This window comes from Pontibacter virosus, from assembly GCF_003096355.1.
In the GTDB taxonomy this organism is placed as follows: domain Bacteria; phylum Bacteroidota; class Bacteroidia; order Cytophagales; family Hymenobacteraceae; genus Pontibacter; species Pontibacter virosus.
In genome coordinates this window covers 17,664-35,824 of sequence record NZ_QEKI01000011.1, presented here as the reverse complement: position 1 = coordinate 35,824, position 18,161 = coordinate 17,664, and the positions used below count along the sequence as shown (strand labels likewise).

General features: G+C 52.8%; 10 protein-coding genes. 6 read left to right on the top strand and 4 right to left on the bottom strand.

Features of this window, described 5'->3' with window-relative positions; translation table 11 throughout:
- The first annotated feature begins 129 nt into the window (after positions 1–129).
- The 4 genes from C8E01_RS15105 to C8E01_RS15090 all read left to right on the top strand — a co-directional run bounded on the left by C8E01_RS15105 (position 130) and on the right by C8E01_RS15090 (position 4,745).
- Positions 130–1,611: a helix-turn-helix domain-containing protein gene (locus tag C8E01_RS15105; protein ID WP_116544295.1), complete on the top strand. Its 1,482-nt coding sequence runs from the start codon at positions 130–132 to the stop codon at positions 1,609–1,611.
- A 1,093-nt stretch (positions 1,612–2,704) separates the two neighbouring features.
- Entirely contained in the window at positions 2,705–4,267 is a 1,563-nt protein-coding gene (gene xseA, locus C8E01_RS15100; protein WP_116544294.1) for an exodeoxyribonuclease VII large subunit, read from the top strand.
- A complete protein-coding gene (gene xseB, locus C8E01_RS15095; RefSeq protein ID WP_116544293.1) occupies positions 4,260–4,526 on the top strand; it encodes an exodeoxyribonuclease VII small subunit in 267 nt (88 codons plus the stop codon). Before xseA ends, xseB begins: the two co-directional genes overlap by 8 nt.
- Before the next feature lie 18 nt (positions 4,527–4,544).
- Complete coding sequence (locus C8E01_RS15090) at positions 4,545–4,745, top strand: hypothetical protein (protein WP_116544292.1); 201 nt, start codon at positions 4,545–4,547, stop codon at positions 4,743–4,745.
- A gap of 79 nt (positions 4,746–4,824) precedes the next feature.
- Here the strand turns inward: C8E01_RS15090 and C8E01_RS15085 are convergent, their stop codons facing one another.
- Positions 4,825–7,032, bottom strand: coding sequence for a bifunctional alpha,alpha-trehalose-phosphate synthase (UDP-forming)/trehalose-phosphatase (locus C8E01_RS15085; protein ID WP_116544388.1), 2,208 nt, complete (start codon positions 7,030–7,032; stop codon positions 4,825–4,827).
- 404 nt (positions 7,033–7,436) lie between these two features.
- On the opposite strand from C8E01_RS15085, the gene C8E01_RS15080 reads away from it, so the two are divergent.
- Positions 7,437–8,036: a DUF2179 domain-containing protein gene (locus C8E01_RS15080; protein ID WP_116544291.1), complete on the top strand. Its 600-nt coding sequence runs from the start codon at positions 7,437–7,439 to the stop codon at positions 8,034–8,036.
- Between the two features lie 280 nt (positions 8,037–8,316).
- On the opposite strand, the gene glgB is transcribed toward C8E01_RS15080, so the two are convergent.
- From glgB to C8E01_RS15065, 3 genes are read right to left on the bottom strand one after another with little or no spacing between them, the layout of a single operon-like run.
- Positions 8,317–10,662, bottom strand: a complete 2,346-nt coding sequence (gene glgB, locus C8E01_RS15075; protein WP_116544290.1) for a 1,4-alpha-glucan branching protein GlgB — start codon at positions 10,660–10,662, stop codon at positions 8,317–8,319.
- Entirely contained in the window at positions 10,655–13,987 is a 3,333-nt protein-coding gene (gene treS, locus C8E01_RS15070) for a maltose alpha-D-glucosyltransferase (RefSeq protein ID WP_116544289.1), read from the bottom strand. The genes glgB and treS overlap by 8 nt, the downstream gene beginning before the upstream one ends.
- A 15-nt stretch (positions 13,988–14,002) precedes the next feature.
- Positions 14,003–16,024 (bottom strand): alpha-1,4-glucan--maltose-1-phosphate maltosyltransferase, encoded by a 2,022-nt coding sequence (locus C8E01_RS15065; RefSeq protein WP_116544288.1) that lies wholly within the window; start codon positions 16,022–16,024, stop codon positions 14,003–14,005.
- Between the two features lie 210 nt (positions 16,025–16,234).
- Between C8E01_RS15065 and treZ the strand changes: the two genes are divergently transcribed.
- On the top strand, positions 16,235–18,079 hold the full coding sequence (gene treZ, locus C8E01_RS15060; protein ID WP_116544287.1) for a malto-oligosyltrehalose trehalohydrolase: 1,845 nt from the start codon (positions 16,235–16,237) through the stop codon (positions 18,077–18,079).
- The last annotated feature ends 82 nt before the right edge of the window (positions 18,080–18,161 follow it).

Genomic DNA, 18,161 nt, shown 5'->3' with positions numbered 1-18,161 from the left:
TTGTAATTTTATCATCTATACGCGAACATTTAATTTTTGGCGAATTTTCGCTAATAATATTTTTTACGTTTTTAGGAAATAATCGCAAAAGCCCGTTTATTAGCATTAGCACAGTGAAATTATTTTTGAATGAGGCTACAAGAAGATGTTATCAGGCTTATACTCGGTCTGAAAATCAAACAGTTAAGATCAGAAAAGAATATATCGCTGACAGACTTGGCTATAAGCACAGGGATATCGGTGTCGTACCTCAACGAGATAGAAAAGGGAAAGAAGCACCCCAAACCCAGCAAAATTGCGATAATAGCCGATGAACTGGGCGTGACATACGATTACCTGGTGTCGTTGCAATTGAGCAAGCGCCTACAGCCTGTAGGCGAACTCCTGCAATCGAACATTCTGTCGGAGTTGCCGCTCGAGCATTTCGGGCTGGATGTTAGTCGGTTACTGGACCTGTTTGCCACAGCCCCGGCCAAGCTAAGTGCTTTTGTGAACACTTTGCTTGAGATCTCGCGCGCCTTTGACCTTCGGGTAGAGCAGTTTTACTTCTCCGCCCTCCGCTCATACCAGGAACTGCACGACAACTACTTCGAGGATTTAGAACTGGAAGTAGAGCGATTTATGGAAACTCACGGCATCAGCGCGGAGGCTACCCCTGGCTTTGAGCAATTGGCAGGTATACTGGAAAACTCATTTAACATAAAAATTGCAACGGAGGCTTTTGAGCAGTACCCTGAGCTAGCTCCGCTTCGCTCCATTCACAAACCAGGTGCGACACCTCTGCTTTTGCTCAACCCTAACCTGACAGAGCAGCAGCGTACGTTTGCAGTAGCACGCGAGATTGGTTTTGAGGTATTGCAGTTGCAACCACGCCCCCATACCTCCACCTGGGTGAAAGTGGGGTCGTTTGAAGAGGTTCTCAACAACTTCAAGGCCTCTTACTTCGCTGGTGCCCTCCTGCTCAACCGCGACCGACTGGTGCAGGACATGCAGACATTTTTCGCACAACCGACCTGGCAGCCAAATTTGCTGCTGCAGCTCATGGAGAGCTACAACACCTCTCCCGAGACGTTGCTGCACCGCCTGACTTCGTTGCTGCCCCGCTTCTTCAGCATCAAACAGCTTTTTTTCCTGCGCTTCCACCATGATGCGGCCTCAGACCACTTTTCTCTTACCAAAGAGCTCCACCTGTCGGGACTGCACAACCCACACGCCTCCTTCCTGAACGAGCACTATTGCCGCCGCTGGATCTCGCTCACGCTCTTCGAGGACATGGAGAGGCAGAAACTGATGGGTCAACTTGAGCGGCCACTGGTAGGCATACAGCGCTCCTCATATATCAACTCAACCAATGAGTACCTGGTGCTGGCACTGGCGCAGCCAACTGAAAGCCTGACCGGCACGATCAGCATTGGCATGCTGCTCAATGAGAACCTGCGCCGCAAAGTCCGCTTCCTCGACGACCCGGCCATTGTGCACCGCTACGTCAACGAAACCTGCGAACGCTGTCCCGCCCTCGACTGCCTCGAACGCGTCGCCCCCCCCGTGATTTTAGAGAAGCAGCTATGGCAGGAGAAGGTGATGCAGACGCTGGATCAGTTGAAGGGGTAGGGTTGGATTTTGGGTTGTTAAAGATTCTTGTGCATGATTGTCATCTTCCTGCCTCTCCCGAAACAAGTCCTGGATATTCAACTTCGAAGCGGGACTTTTCCGCTGCTGCTTTCCGATCTGTCATCCTGAAGGGATCTTAGTTGAAGGGAGGTTAAGCGGTTGCTATAATATACCCCTGTCCCTCTCTTAATAGAGGGCCTCTACCTCCAGAGGGGAATTTCTGGTACTTCCCGACCCTTAGGTATAGGCTTTGTCTCTGCAGCAATTCTTTTGCTACACCGGGTCCAATCACCCTTGCCCCTCCTTATCCAAGGAGGGGAGCTTTCGCCACTGCCAGTTGGTAGGTATAAGCCTCATTACTTCTGTATACCTGTAAACGATTATACCAACCCCTACCCCTCACTTCTAAGCAGGCTGCTTCATTCTACGAAGACAGGCAAAAATCTTACTGTCATTTTGTTAAGAGACTTGGTTGAAATAGACGGCCCCTACCCCCGGGAGGTTAAGTCGATCCTAGTTGCGGGGGTAGGGGCCCTCTTTACCAAGATTCTTACAGGATAACAAAAGAGGTGGAATGAAACGAACCTGCCCGTACCGAGGCAATATCTACCAATCTCAATCTACAGGTATAAGTGCTATATTTTCTGCCACACACCACTATCAGTTATAGCAAGGCATCCTTGCCCCTTGGGCTACGAAGCAGATCGCTCTAGCCAAGTGCACAAAACGGCGCTCTACTGTTGGGGGTGAAGGGGTCCCCCTGTCAAGAGCGTTCAGCGAGTGGGGGTAGGGGCCCTCGATTTGGATAGTCTTGATTTTTTTGCCTACTGGGGGTAGAGGCCCTCTTTCTTTTCATCAAGGAAAAAAGTAGGTGCCCGCCGCACAGGCGAAAAAGTCGCCCGGCTGGCCAAGCCGAGCTATGAAACAAAACAAGTAGTTATACTTGAAAGACCAGTACCTACCCATTCAGCTATTAAAAAACAAAGCCCATGCGCCGCTAAACCAATATCTGTTAAAGAACAAAATCCCATAACGCTTTAAAAAGAATTCCCCTAAAACCCCTATCTTCGGGTTTAGATCCTTCACCCTACCCATGGCCCAGTTTTATTTCAGCCAGACTACCGTAACCCAGGAGTTTCATGCTCCGCTTTCGCTCTTCGAACTGCACCAGCAGATACGCGAAGAGCTGGAAATGGCGTTTCCGGAGAGCTACTGGGTGGTGGCGGAGATCTCGCAGGTGACGCCGGATCGCCGCAAAGGGCACTGCTACCTCAACCTGGTCGATAAAGGCGACAATCCGCGCGGCGCGATACAAGCGCAGGCCCGAGCAACGATCTGGAGCAGCCGTTTTCAAATGCTGGGGCGGTATTTTGAGGAGAAAACAGGGCAGCCACTCAAGGCCGGACTCAAGATTCTCTTTCAGGCGCAGGTGCGTTTTCACGAACTCTATGGCCTTAGCCTCGACATTGTCAACATCGACGCCAACTATACCATTGGTGATCTGGCCAGACAGCGACAGGAAACCCTGAAGCGACTGGAAACCGAGGGATTGCTCACAGCCAACAAAGAGCTGGAAATTCCACTGGTGCCACAGCGGCTGGCCATTGTATCGTCGGCGACAGCGGCGGGCTACCAGGATTTTATACACCAACTCGAAAACAATAGCTACGGCTATACTTTCGATACGAGGCTTTTCCCAGCTACTGTTCAAGGGAACGAGGCACCCGCCTCCATTACCAAAGCCATGGACCTGATCGCTAGGTATAGCCATTTGTTCGACGCCATTGTGATCATTCGTGGGGGCGGTTCGCAGACCGATCTGGGCTGCTTTGACGATTACAAGGTAGCTGCTGCCATTGGCAATTCGCCGCTGCCCGTTATAACAGGTATAGGCCATGAGCGCGACGAAAGTATCTCTGACCTCGTAGCCCATACCCGCCAGAAGACGCCGACGGCTGTGGCAAATTATCTGGTGGATAAAGCGCTTGCTTTTGAAACAGGGGTAGAGGGACTGTTTGACAGTATTCACATGTTCGCCAGTCAGCAGCTGCGTCTCACAGCCGACAAGTTGGAGCGACAGAGCCTGAAAATAGCGAACTTAACCAATAGTTTTCTGCAGGAAAACCGGGAGCAGCTGGAGCATTTTTCTAAGAGTCTGCTCCTTAAGCCCAAAAGCTTCCTCGAAACCCAGAAACACCGACTTCTGAACTCAGAAAGGTTGCTGCAGGCTTATACCAAAGACCTGTTGCACCTGCGCGGCAGGGAACTAAGCGAGCTGACCGTTTGTGTGGAGGGAATAGGCCAGCGCTGGCTGCACATGAAGGAGCAGGACCTGAACAAACTCGTGCACTGCATCGAGACAGAGGCCAAGGACAAGCACAAGCGTAGTCAGTTGAGCTTTGTGAAATGCAGTGACCGCCTGCAGTACAGTGCCCAGAAAAAACTAAGCTCCGACAGCCACAAGCTTGACATGCTCGAAATGCGCATCCAGGCCAACGACCCGGAAAAGCTTTTGTTGCGCGGCTATACCTTAACGCTGATCAACGGAAAGATCATCAAGCACATGGGGCAGGTAAAAGAGGGAGATGTGATTGAAACGCGCCTGCAGGACGGCAGGGTGCACAGTTTAGTTGTAAACACAGACAAAGATGAATAACAAAGACATAAGCAAAATGACCTACCGCGAGGCCACCCAGGAACTTGAGGAAATCCTGCGGGCCATCGAAAGCGACTCCGTGGATGTGGACGAACTGACCCAGAAAGTGCAGCGTTCTTCCCTGCTGATCAAATTCTGCAAAGACAAACTGCGCCATGCCGAGAACGCCATCAACCAGGTGTTCAACGAGGAGAATTGCGAGGAGCCGGTATCTAAGTCTGAGAAAGGCGGCGCAAGCGGTGGCACTTTGTTCCAGTAATGTATAGCCGAATTGCTCATGAAGAAATTCGCCCTTGTTCTGATCATCCTGTTGATCGTCTTGATCATCTATAACATCACCAACATTGATTTCTCCGACTCGCTGACTTCTGTACCGAACCAGCATGTATACATGCGTTTGGTAGCCAACGTGCTGGTGCTTCTATCACTCGTATACAGTTACCGCAGGTATAGCAAGAGAACGGAAGAAAGACGCTAAGCTCAGCTGGTACCGCCTAAACGAAAAGCCCCGACCTGTTATGCAACAGCCGGGGCTTTTCTGTTTCACTAAAACCTATTTACAGCAATTCTTTCGGTAGCTTTTTTTGCTTGAGCCCCACCAATCTGGAGAGCAGTTTCCGGGCTTCTTCACAGCTATCAAGGTGATACTTTGCCACGGAGTGCGTGTTTCCGATCTTCACGGTATAAGCCTCGCGCGGCATGGCTTTGAAGATATCCTCGTCGCCCCAGTCATCGCCAATGGCCAGCACAAAATCATGCGGGTACATGTTGAGCCAGTAACTGGTTGCCTTTCCCTTGCTCACTTCCTGCGCCTTGATCTCTACGGCCATTTGTCCGTCGAGCACCTGCAGGTTGCTGTTGGTGGCCAGGAAGTTGAGGTGGCTCACGAGCTCACGTGCACGCAACTCACCCAAACCAGTTTCTACGCGGCGGTAGTGCCATACCAGTGAGTACTCTTTCTCCTCAATAAAAGAGCCCGGCGTGCGGTCCACGTACAAATCCAGAATCAGGCGGATGTCGCTCTTCCAGTCGTCGATCAGGCTGGTCATGGTCTGCCAGCCGGTGCCGCGCTGCTTTATCCACACGCCATGCTCGGCTATCAGGTCGATGTTCATGTGTCCCAACCAGCGTTGCATGGTGTCTTTCTCGCGGCTGCTGATCACCACCACCCGGTTCTTGGAATTGCTGCTCAGCATCTGCAAAAGCTCCAGCAGGTCTTCGTCAGGCGCAGCCATCAGCGGACGGCCCTGGTAGTCGACCAGAGCCCCGTCATACTCCAGGAAGAACAGACGCGAACTGGCCTCTTCATACGAGTTGCTGAGTTCCTGATATGTTGCCTCGTCGAGGTATGTGGTGGCCATGGACAGCTGTTTAATCTTGACATAAGAGAGGCGGTCCATGAACATGCTCACCCAGTGGTGGATGTTATACCTGCGCAGCGATTCCTGCATATGCTGCATGTGCTGCTTCTGAATTTCTTCGGGCATGGTAAGGGCTGTGTGCAGCGTCTCCACCATCTGGTTGATGTCATTCGGGTTGATCAGAAGCGCCTCGGAAAGCTCTTTGGAAGCCCCCGCCATCTCACTCAGGATTAGCACGCCTGTCTGGTCGAGCTTGCTCGCCACGTACTCTTTGCAGACCAGGTTCATACCATCGCGCATCGGCGTTACCAGGGCCACATCCGCCATGCGGTAAAAGGCAGAAAGCGTTTCGAGCGGGTACGAGCGGTAGAAGTACTGGATCGGATTCCAGTTCATGTGGCTGTAATTGCCGTTGATGCGGCCCACCAGTTCGTCCACCTCCTCTTTCAGCTCCTTGTATTTGTCCACCGCGTCACGCGACGGCACCACGAGCATTACCAACGTTACCTTTTCGTGAAACTCCGGATAGCGCTCCAGAAACAGCTCAAAGGCCTGCAGTCGTTGCGGTATACCTTTGGAGTAGTCGAGTCGGTCGATGGAGAGCACGATCTTTTTGGAGTGCAGGTTATTGCGGTAGATCTTCTCACGCTTTTTCACCTCCTCACTCTCAGCAGTCTGCTCATACTTCTCATAGTCGATGCCCATCGGAAAGGAGTCGACGAGCAGCGAGCGGTTACCGGTGTTGATCCAGCCATGCGTGCTGCCGTGGCCCACCAGTCGGTTGACCGAGCTGAGGAAGTGGCGCATGTCGTCGTAGGTATGGAAACCGATCAGGTCGGAGCCCAGCATACCTTCCAGCAGCTCCTTGCGCCAGGGCAGGAGGCGGAAAACTTCGTAGGATGGAAACGGTATATGCTGAAAGAACCCAATAGTACTCTCCGGTAACTTCTCGCGCAGCATCGACGGCAGTAGCAGCAACTGGTAATCGTGCACCCAGATCGTGTCATCGGGCTCCGCCACTTTTACCAGCTCGTCACAATACTTCTGGTTTACCTCAACATACGTTTCCCAAAGCTGCTGTTCGTAAATAGCGTACTGACTGAAATAGTGGAAAGTAGGCCACAACGTTTCATTGCTGAAGCCCTCGTAAAACTCTTTTATTTCTTTTTCGGAAAGAAAGACTGGGTGCATGTTCTGTCCATTCAGGTTGTCGACGATCTGCTGTTGCTGCGATTCATCCTCAACCACCATGCCCGGCCAGCCAATCCAAAGGTTGTTCTTTTTCTTATATACAGAGCCTAATCCCGTTGCGAGGCCGCCCTCACTCGGTTTAAAATCAAGCCGACCCTCATGTTCCTGTAGCTTTACAGGGAGTCGGTTTGACACAATAATCAATTTCGCCATGTGATTACACCTTATGTCTGGCATCTGCAGCAACCGACCCAGGGTGTGAGCCAGCTGCATTCAGGGTCCGGATTTTAAAAAATATGCTTCGTCAAATTATGGTACAGGCAGTCTTTATAACATACGGATATAATTGGGCGCACGTTTTGACTATATAGTAAAATTAATATGAAATAAAATCGCTGCCTGCCACTACACCTACCTATCTGCAAGGTCATCCCCTTTATACCTAGCCATATAAGCCATATCCGGAGATAAGGTACCATATACGCAAAAAACTTAGTACCTTTATAAAAGGGCCTCGCCCGGAAGCACTGCACAAGACCAACCCTGTTTAAATCAGAAAACTATTTTTGGTCGTTGTCAGTAACAGCTTACACATTAGCCAAAGAACAAATCACCCCATGGATTACTTTAAAGGAATTGACCCGGAAATCGTCAATTGGGTCATTATACCTGCTCTTATTTTTCTGGCCCGCATCATGGACGTTACGCTGGGCACCCTCCGTATTGTTTTCATCTCGAAAGGCGACAAAACCATTGCTCCGCTGCTAGGCTTCGTGGAAGTACTCATTTGGCTCGTAGCCATCACGCAGGTGATGCAGAACCTGAGCAACTTTGCGTCCTACCTTGCCTGGGCGGGCGGATTTGCCGCGGGCAATTTCTTGGGGCTGCGCATTGAGCAGATGCTGGCCTTGGGCCAGGTCGTGGTGCGGGTTATCACGGTAGATTCAGGCGACGAGCTCATCAGTCGCCTGACCAACAGAGGCTACCGCCTCACCGCTTTGGACGCGAAAGGCTCGCGTGGCAAAGTCAATCTGCTTTTCATGATTGTGAAGCGCAAGAAAATGACAGAAGTCATCGACATTATCCGCGACTACAACCCCAACGCTTTTTACTCCATCGAAGATGTACGCTCGGTTTCGGACACAAGTCTTCCCAGCGAGGAGGGCGAACGCAAGCGAAGTTTTACCAAGTTTTTGCCGCTCAGGAAGGGGAAGTAGTAGCTGGGTTTTGAGTATTCGCGTGCACAATTGTCATCCCCCTTCCCCTCCCGAAACAAGTCCCGGATCTTCGACTTCGAAGGGGACTTTTCTGTACTGTCAATAAATAGGTATAGGCGAAGCCATGAAACAAAGAAAGCTACTATAACTGCAACAGCCATAACTACGCCAGTTGCAAACTAACACAACAAACGGCTATTTAAAACAAGAAAAGAGCGTCTGCCCGGTATTGGGCAGACGCTCTTTTCTATTATCAACCAATACTTTTGACCCAAAACCACTACGCTGGCTGGTACTTAAAATACACCACCGCCATAGGTGGGAGTTTCAGCACAATGGAGTAATCATGCCCATGGAAGGAATCAGGTATAGCCTGCAGCGTGCCGTGGTTATGGAAGTTGCTTCCACCGAAAAGGCTATCATCGCTGTTGAACACCTCTACCCAATTGCCACCGGTCGGTACGCCCAGGCGGTAGTTGTCGTGCACGCCCGGCGTGAAATTACAAACCACCAGCAGTTGCTCTTCCGGCCGCTCTCCTTTGCGCAGGAAACTGATCACACTGTTATGGGCATCATTATAGTCAATCCACTCAAAGCCTGCTGGTTCAAACGCTTTCCCGTAGAGGGCCGGCTCCTGCTGATAGGTATGGTTCAGAGCACGTATGAGCTCCTGTATACCTGCATGGTTGCCATACTGCAGCAAGTGCCAGTCCAGGCTGCTGTCATGGTTCCACTCGGTGCTTTGTGCCATTTCGCCGCCCATAAACAGGAGTTTGGCGCCTGGGTGCGCGTACATGTAAGTATAGAGCGCCCGCAGGTTGGCAAAAGCCTGCCACTCATCGCCCGGCATCTTGCGAATCAGGGAGCCTTTCCCGTGCACCACTTCATCATGCGAGAGCGGTAGCATGAAGTGCTCGCTGAACGCGTAGATAATACTGAAGGTGATATCACCCTGGTGGTGCCTGCGGTAGATCGGGTCTTTGGAAAAATAGGTAAGCGTGTCGTGCATCCAACCCATCATCCATTTCATGTCAAAGCCCAGACCGCCGTCTGCTACCTTGCCCGTCACCTGAGGCCAGGCCGTGGATTCTTCCGCAATCGTGAGCGTTTCCGGGAACTGCGTGTGCACGGCTTCATTAAAATCTTTCAGCAAAGAAATCGCCTCCAGGTTCTCGCGTCCGCCAAACTCGTTCGGGATCCACTCGTCGTGCTTGCGGCTGTAGTCCAGGTATAGCATCGAGGCGACGGCATCTACCCGCAGGCCATCCACATGATACTTATCCAGCCAGAACAGTGCGTTGCTGATCAGGAAAGAACGCACCTCGTTGCGACCGTAGTTGAAAATGTAGCTGTTCCAGTCCGGGTGGTAGCCTTTGCGCGGATCGGCGTGCTCGAACAGGTGCGTGCCGTCGAAGTAAGCCAAACCGTGCTCATCGGACGGGAAGTGCGAGGGCACCCAGTCCATGATCACCCCGATGCCTTCGCGGTGCAGGGCATCGATCAGGAACATCAGGTCTTCGGGCGAACCGTAGAGACTGGCTGCCGCAAAATAGCCCGTGATCTGGTAGCCCCAGGAGCCACTGAAGGGATGGTACATAACCGGCATGAACTCCACGTGCGTAAAGCCCAGATCTTTGACGTAAGCGGGCAGTTCCTCAGCCAGTTCGCGGTAAGTCAGTGGACGGTTGTTGTCTTCGGGCTTGCGGCGCCACGAGCCCACATGCATTTCATACACAGAATAAGGCTGCGGCTGGCCATGGCGCGACTTGCGCTGTGCCAACCAGTTCTGGTCCTGCCAAGTATGGCGGAACTCGTGCACTACCGAAGCCGTTTGCGGAGGCTTTTCGCGGCGTAGCGCAAAAGGGTCGCTCTTCTCGACATGGTACATGTGGTAGCGCGACTTGATGTGGTACTTATACAGCATGCCTGCCTGCACATCCGGAATAAAGCCTTCCCAGATGCCGGAGTTATCAGCACGCGCCTGCAGTTGGTGGCTTTCTCGGTTCCAGGAGTTAAAGTCGCCCATCACGGATACCTGCTCGGCATTCGGGGCCCATACCGCAAAGTATGCCCCTTTGGTGCCTTGTCGTTCCATCAGGTGCGAACCCAGTTTCTCGTACAGGTTAAAGTGGCGGCCTTCGCGGAACAGGTATACATCAAACTCAGAAAGCCGGCTAACATCGTAGTAGACCGGTCCGGTCTGCTCCTGCCGGGGCTGCTCCAGCACCGGTGCAGGCGTGGTCGACAGACCTGCCTCCTGGGCCTCCTGTTGCAGCGCTACGGGTTTATTCGACCTGCCTCGCTTCGGTTTGGTTTCACTTTGCCCAGCAGTTGGTCCAACTGAAGTAGCTGTAGCTGCACGACCCCGCTTTGGCTTCACCATCATTTCCTCAGCTGCACTCTCCTTAGCGGAGTTGTCCGTTTTGCGTGGCCTGCCCCTTTTGGGTTGGGCTGCTGCACTACCAGACTGCACTTCCACAGTGGCCTTACCTTCATCCTTCTTGCTTTTCTTTCTTCCCCCTGTTTTGTTTGGTTCGGTGCCTTCGTTCATGGCTGCGCCGGTACCGGTTTCCATACCTGTCAGTGGGTTCTGCTGTGTGTTTTCCTGTTCCTTTTTCTTAGCCATTCTGATATTTCCTCATGATGTACTTTATGCCTCTGATCGGGATGAGCACCCAATCCGGACGGTTGTTCAGTTCATAGCCCAACTCGTAGATCGCCTTTTCGAGCAGGAAGGTCTCCATCAGCACCTGGATGTCTTCTTCGTTGCCGGGTACAATGCCCGCGCCCTGCGTTTTGTCCAGATAGGTGTGCATAAAGAAACCGCTGGCGTAGTGGTACCACTGCTCGGCCCATTGCTCCAGGTAGGCGCTGTCGTCTTTTCGGAAATTGTCCTGCTGGAACAGCGCATTGTAGGCTGCATAATGGAACGAGCGGATCATACCGGCCACGTCGCGCAACGGAGAGCGTTTGAGTCGGCGTTCGCTGAATGAACGGGCGGGCTCCCCCTCAAAGTCAATGATCACAAAGTCACGCCCCGTAAAGAGCACCTGGCCCAGGTGGTAATCGCCGTGGGTGCGTATTTTCTGGGTATCTATCTTGCGGCGGAAGATCATTTTAAACCGCTCCAGTATCTCTTGTCGCATTTGCAGTACTTCTTCGGCCTCCGCCCGCACGGCATCCGGCAGGTTAGGCAAGTGCTTTTTCAGACTGTCGAAATTACTGCGCACCAGCGAGGTCAGCGACGAGTAAAGTGAGCGCTGGTAGTGCAGCGAGAAGGCCTCCGGTGTAAAGTCTTTGGATTCAATTATATCAGCCAGCGCCAGGTGCATTTCGGCCGTGCGCTGCCCCAGTAACTCGATGCGCTCCACAGACGCGCCTCCTAACTGCAGCTGCATGTGCTCCGGCGCTTCCGAGAATGGCACAGGACTGGCCAGGGTGCCAGTGGTATCAGTCAGCGGCTCGTGGTCCTTATGGGTCTGCAATCGCTCAAAAAAGCGTTTAAGTGAATCCTCCATGTATACCCAGGCATCGCCCTGGTTAGGCACCAGTTCCTGCAGCATCACGAGCACCATCGGCGGTTTGCCCTCCTCTTCATGTTCTATCGAGCCCAGGTACATCGGCACGTTTGCAAATTCTCTATCCGTGAGTGCCTGCACGATCTCTACATCAGGGTTTTGGGTACGGTCGAGCTTGCGGTATACCTTCAGGAAAAACTGATTGTCGTACAGCACCGATGTGTTACTCTGCTCGGCTCCCAGTATTTTAGAAGAAAGCGGTTGACCAATTTCCTTTATTTTGCTGGCAATACTTCGACTTCCGGTACCAACCAGTTCAGCGCCGTCCACTTTAATGCTTTTGCGTTTGGCCATCAAATTGAGCAACAGCTGGCGGAAATCCTCAGAATAGACCGCATCGTACAGGATGCCTTCTTTTCCATCCAGGGTGACACGGGCGATTACGCTATTCGGTTGGGTAGCGATCAGTTCCTCTTCCTGTTCTCCACTGGCAAAGGCAATTGGCAACTGGTAGAGTTCCGGCAGCCCTTCGTTGTAGTTCACCTCAATAAACAGCAGCGAAGCGGCAAATCGGCCGAACGTCATCGGTGTGTTGCTGATCACCTGCATGCGCTGAATCGTACGGGCCTTGCCCCCAAACCAACGGCGGTTCAGGATATATGGCGGCAGCACCTTGCTCTCGAGTGTTTTGAGCGCACGGGAAGGTATAGGCTGGCTGAGCGGTGGCAGTTGCATGGCCGGCTTTTTCATGTCGAGTCCTTCGCGACCGCTTACTTCCTGCGGCTGCAGCTCAAACCAGTAGTATCCATGCGCTCCCATCGTGAGCACATAGCTATCTTCTTTAATCTGCGGGAATTTGTTTTTGCTGAACACCTCCACCGGCACGTAGCCTCTGAACTCCGGCAAGTCGAGCTCCACAGCCTCCGGGAAGCGCGACAGGTTGGCAATTACCAGAATGTTCTCGTCCTGATAAGAGCGCACAAAAGCCAGCACTTTGGCGTTGGACGGGTTCAGGAAACGTATCTCGCCACGACCAAAGGCCTTGTAGCGTTTGCGCATGTTGATGACGCGGCGCATCCACCACAATAGTGAGTTGGCATTGTGCTGCTGTGTATCCACGTTCACAGATTCATACTTGTACTCCGGGTCGATGATCACGGGCAGGTATAGCTTCTGCGGATTGGCGGTGGAGAAGCCGGCATTGCGGTTGTCGTTCCATTGCATCGGTGTGCGCACGCCGTCGCGGTCGCCCAGATAGTAATTGTCGCCCATACCGATCTCGTCGCCATAGTACACCACCGGTGTACCCTTCATGGAGAAGAGCAGTACGTTCATCAGCTCAATCTTGGCGCGGTCGTTACCCAGCAGCGGGGCCAGGCGGTGACGTATACCCAGGTTGATTTTGGCCAGCGGATCGCGGGTATACACTTTGTACATGTAGTCGCGCTCCTCGTCGGTCACCATCTCGAGCGTAAGTTCATCGTGGTTGCGCAGGAACATCGCCCACTGGCAGGTTTCCGGTATGGCCGGCGTCTGGTCGAAGATATCGATGATCGGGTAGCGGTCTTCCATCTTCACCGACATGAACAAACGCGGCATGATCGGGAAGTGATAGTTCATGTGGCACTCGTCGCCATCACCAAAGTATGATGCCGAATCCTCAGGCCACATATTCGCCTCAGCCAGTAGCAGCTTGCCCTCGTATTTCTTGTCGACGTGGGCACGCAGTTTTTTCAGGAAGTCGTGGGTCTCAGGCAGGTTCTCGCCATTGGTACCTTCGCGCTCAAACAGGTAGGGTACTGCATCCAGACGGAAACCATCTACGCCCATGTCGAACCAGTAATCGAGCATCTTGAACACCTCCTGCTGCACGTCCGGGTTGTCGAAATTCAGGTCGGGCTGGTGGTGGAAGAAGCGGTGCCAGTAGTATTGCCCTGCTACCGGGTCCCAGGTCCAGTTGCTAGGCTCATAATCGGTAAAAATAATGCGCACGTCCTTGTACTGCGTCGGGTCGTCGGACCACACGTAGTAGTTGCGGTACTTGGAGCCCTTCTTTGCACGACGTGCCCGCTGGAACCAGGGGTGCTGGTCGGAGCTGTGGTTGATGACCAACTCAGTGATCACCTTCAGCCCGCGGCGGTGTGCCTCTTTCACGAACAGCTTGAAATCCTGCATGGTACCATAGCTCGGATTGATGCTGTAGTAGTCGGCAATGTCGTAGCCGTCGTCTTTGAGCGGCGACGGGTAAAAAGGCAAGAGCCAGATAGCGGTTACGCCGAGCTCTTCCAGGTAGTCGAGCTTCTGCATCAGGCCTTTAAAGTCGCCGATGCCATCGCCGTTGCCATCCATAAAGGCTTTGATGTGCAACTCGTAAATGATGGCGTCTTTGTACCAGTGAATGTTGTCGTCGAGAAGGGTGTTGTCCTCTGCCATATAGTTTTTTCTGTTTTATTCGTGTTTACCATGGTCATCGGGTAGCCAGTTGTCGTCCAGACTGTCGTGGCCCATGCCCGGGTTTGCGATTTCGATGCGGAATACGTGAACGGGCATTTCGTGCGGACGAAGCTCCACGTAATTCCATTCGCTGTTCCAGGTATACTTGTGTTCGGTCATCAGGTCGTGCACCATGTACTGCTGGGTGCTGTCCATGTGCAGGGCCTGCAGCGGCACCTGCACCCATCCGGCCTGCGTATTGTGCGGATCCAGGTTCACAACCATCAGCATTTTGTTTCGCCGTTCGCTGTCCCACTTGGCGTAGCACAGCAATTGCGGATTGTCGGTGTCGCCGAAGGCGATGTTCCAGGTAGTTTGCAGCGCCGGATTCACCTGGCGTATCTTGTTTATTTTGGTGATGACCTCCCGGATTTTGGTGAGCTTCCCCCAATCCCAATGCATGACTTCGTACTTCTCCGAGTCCCAGTATTCTTCCTTGCCCTGCACCGGTGTGTTGATGCCGAACTCGTACACGGGCCCGTATAGGCCGTAATTCGACGAAAGTGTTGCCGCCATCACCACGCGGGCGATATGGGCCGGTTCGCCGCCAGACTGCAATTCATGCGGCAGAATATCGGGCGTGTTAGGCCAGAAGTTAGGGCGGTAAAAGTCGCGCATCTCGGTCTGAGTGAGTTCACGCATGTACTCTTTTATCTCGGCGGCCGTGTTGCGCCACGTGAAGTAGGTATAGGACTGCGTGAAGCCAATCTTGCCCAGGCGCTCCATCACACGCGGACGGGTAAAGGCCTCAGCCAGGAAGATCACCTGAGGATATTGCTGGCGTACTTCCCGGATCATCCATTCCCAGAATGCAAAAGGCTTGGTGTGCGGGTTGTCGACCCGGAAGATATAAACGCCCTGCTCGATCCAGTGTGTGACGATGCTCTTGAGTTCTAGCCACAGGTTCTGCCAGTCTTCTGTTTCGAAGTTGACAGGCAACACATCCTGGTATTTCTTGGGTGGGTTTTCGGCATATTGTACGGTACCGTCAGGCCGCCATTTAAACCAAGCTGGATGCTCTTTCACATAGGGGTGGTCCGGCGAGCACTGGATCGCAAAGTCCAGCGCGACTTCAATGCCATGTTCGCGGGCGGTCTGTACAAAATGGCGGAATTCGTCTAAGGTACCCAATTCCGGCAGAATACTTTTATGTCCTCCACTCTCAGCACCGATGGCCCAGGGAGAGCCCGGCTCTCCTGGTTGTGAAGTGACTGAGTTGTTCTTGCCTTTTCGGAATGCGTAGCCAATCGGATGGATGGGCGGCAGGTAGATCGTGTCGAAGCCCATTTCGGCGATACGGGGCAGCAGTCTCTCGCAATCCTGGAAGGTGCCGTGGCGGCCCGCTTCCTGCGCGGCTGATCGTGGAAAGAACTCGTACCAGGTGCTGAAAAGCGCTTTCTGGCGTTCGACTTCTACTGTCAGTATTTTCTGGTAAGTTGTTACGTTTTGGCGGTAGCAGCAGGCATGCATCAGGTCCGATACTTCCTGGCTCGTGGCCAGTGCTACGGCGTCGGCAACGGAGCCCGGCCTGTTGAGCTGTTCGGCCCACTTGCGCAGTCGCTTCTGCTGGCCGGGCTTGGCGGTAGCGGAAGATTCCTCTAGTAGTTGCGCGCCGATCTGCAACTCCACGGTAATGTCCTGATTCGCTTCGAATTTCTTTTTGAGCCCCTTTTGCCAGGTATAAAAATGATCGATCCAGCCCTGCAGGGTGTACTCAAACGTACCCATGCTATCGGGGGTGAAGGTCACTTGCCAATGGTCGTTTCCCAGAAACCGCATCGGTACTTCACTCCATTTTTTCTTTCTGGAATGGCGGTAGAGCAGCACGGCTTTTACTTCATCATGGCCATCTCCAAACACATCTGCCGTCACTTCGACCTCCTCTCCCACTACGCGTTTGATTGGATACTGCCCACAGTTTACCTGCGGCTTCACGTTCTCGATGACAACCCTTTTGGTTCCTTCCAATGCTTCCATGTATGCTTTTTTTCCTGATTTGATGAAGAATAGCTAATAGGTACTGCATGCGCGCGCAATAGGTTTCGATGTAGAACCAGCTGCGCTGCCTACGCCTTGTGTTAAGTGGGTTGCAGGTAAACTTTAGAATCAGAAAAGATCAGATTGGCTAAAAAAGAACAACCTATTCGCGTATAAGCGAGTTAAGAATCAGGCGTAAAAACATTGAAAATGAGCATAACACGAGAAATAGGAGCACATTATACCCCTGGCAAAGGCACCTTGTTCACGGTTTGGGCACCGACCGCCACGCAGGTGGACGTGGTGTTAAAAGATAACGATAAGATAATACCACTGCAGCAGGAAGCCTTCCATTACTGGACCGCCCTAAGCGAAGAAACGGGTCCGGGAGCCCGCTATACCTTGCGGCTTGACGAAGACATGGAACGGCCCGACCCCGCCTCTCATTTTCAACCCGATGGGGTGCATGAACCCTCAGCCGTGGTTAGTCACGCTGACTTTAACTGGACCGACAAACATTGGAAACCGCTGCCGCTGGAGCAGTACATCATCTACGAACTGCACGTGGGCACCTTTTCCGAGGAGGGCACTTTTCAGGGTATCATCGAGAAACTTCCGGAGTTGGTGGATTTAGGTATAACGGCCATCGAACTGATGCCGGTAGCTGCTTTTGCTGGCAGTCGTAACTGGGGCTATGATGGCGTATACCCTTCGGCGGTGCAGAATTCGTACGGTGGTCCTGAGGGACTGAAAAAACTGGTGGACGCCTGCCATGCTGCAGGTATAGCCGTGGTGCTGGATGTGGTGTACAACCACCTGGGTCCGGAAGGCAATTACCTCAATGACTTCGGTCCTTACTTCACTAATAAGTATAATACGCCCTGGGGCAAGGCACTCAATTTTGATGATGCCCACAGCGACCATGTGCGCAACTTTTTCATCCAGAACGCCCTGCTATGGTTGCGCGATTACCACATCGATGCTTTGCGCCTCGATGCCGTGCACGCCATCCTCGACACAGGCGCCAAGCACTTTTTGCTGGAGTTGCAGGAGCAGGTGGAGCACCTGGAGCAGCAGTTGGGCCGCCCCTTCATCCTGATTGCAGAAAGCGACCTGAACGATGTACGCATCATCAATCCGGTGGAGAAAGGCGGCTTTGGACTGGCAGCGCAGTGGAGCGACGATTTCCATCATGCCGTACACGCGCTGCTTACGAGCGAGGACTCCGGCTACTACAGCGACTTTGGCAAACTGGAGCAACTGCAAAAAGCACTGCAACATGGCTTTGTGTACGACGGCCTTTACTCCGAGCACCGCAAGCGCACCTTCGGTAGCGACGCCACCGCCAACCCCGCCCGTCAGTTTGTGGTCTGCTCCCAAAACCACGACCAGGTGGGCAACCGCATGCTCGGCGAGCGATTGCCGCAACTGGTTTCTTACGACATGCTCAAAGTGGCGGCCGGCTTGGTGCTGCTCTCCCCTTTTACACCCATGCTGTTCATGGGCGAAGAATATGGTGAGGAAAATCCGTTCCTGTACTTTGTGAGCCACTCTGACAAAGACCTGGTAGAGGCCGTGCGAAATGGACGCAAAGAAGAATTCTCGGCTTTTGCCTGGCAGGGTGAGGCACCGGATCCGCAGTCAGAGGAGACGTTTAACCAATCGAAACTGCAGCGTACGTACGAGCACAGTGAAAAACACCGCCAGCTGCGTGACTTCTACAAGGCGCTTATCCGGCTCCGCAAGTCAGCCCCTGCCCTGACAAGACCTGACAAGGCCCGCCTGCATGTTGCAGCGGACAGCCATACCCAGGTGTTGCATTTGATCCACTCCGGTGAGAGTCCGTATCTCTATGCCTTATTTAACATAAGTAACCAACCTCAAAAAATTAAAGTAGTGAAAGAGGTGGGTGCTGCATGGAAACTGGTGCTGCATTCAGATGAGAACAGGTATGGCGGGGCAGGTATAGCGTTGCCGCAGGAGTTGAGCGCAGGTCAGGAAGTAGAACTGCCGGCCGCTTCTGTTACCGTATACCAAAGCAATATCATCCTATAAAAGAGACACGAGCATCACCTGGTAGAGTCCTTGTTTTTGGCTGAGCCTTCAGGGTCTATACCTGCCCGTTTCATGTTCTTTG

Bases quoted from the DNA above. Each gene is read 5' to 3' on its own strand.
- C8E01_RS15105 (WP_116544295.1), top strand. From the start codon at position 130: ATGAGGCTACAAGAAGATGTTATCAGGCTTATACTCGGTCTGAAAATC.
- xseB (WP_116544293.1), top strand. From the start codon at position 4,260: ATGAATAACAAAGACATAAGCAAAATGACCTACCGCGAGGCCACCCAG.
- C8E01_RS15090 (WP_116544292.1), top strand. From the start codon at position 4,545: ATGAAGAAATTCGCCCTTGTTCTGATCATCCTGTTGATCGTCTTGATC.
- treZ (WP_116544287.1), top strand. From the start codon at position 16,235: ATGAGCATAACACGAGAAATAGGAGCACATTATACCCCTGGCAAAGGC.
- C8E01_RS15080 (WP_116544291.1), top strand. From the start codon at position 7,437: ATGGATTACTTTAAAGGAATTGACCCGGAAATCGTCAATTGGGTCATT.
- glgB (WP_116544290.1), bottom strand. From the start codon at position 10,662: ATGGCTAAGAAAAAGGAACAGGAAAACACACAGCAGAACCCACTGACA.
- C8E01_RS15065 (WP_116544288.1), bottom strand. From the start codon at position 16,024: ATGGAAGCATTGGAAGGAACCAAAAGGGTTGTCATCGAGAACGTGAAG.
- C8E01_RS15085 (WP_116544388.1), bottom strand. From the start codon at position 7,032: ATGGCGAAATTGATTATTGTGTCAAACCGACTCCCTGTAAAGCTACAG.
- xseA (WP_116544294.1), top strand. From the start codon at position 2,705: ATGGCCCAGTTTTATTTCAGCCAGACTACCGTAACCCAGGAGTTTCAT.
- treS (WP_116544289.1), bottom strand. From the start codon at position 13,987: ATGGCAGAGGACAACACCCTTCTCGACGACAACATTCACTGGTACAAA.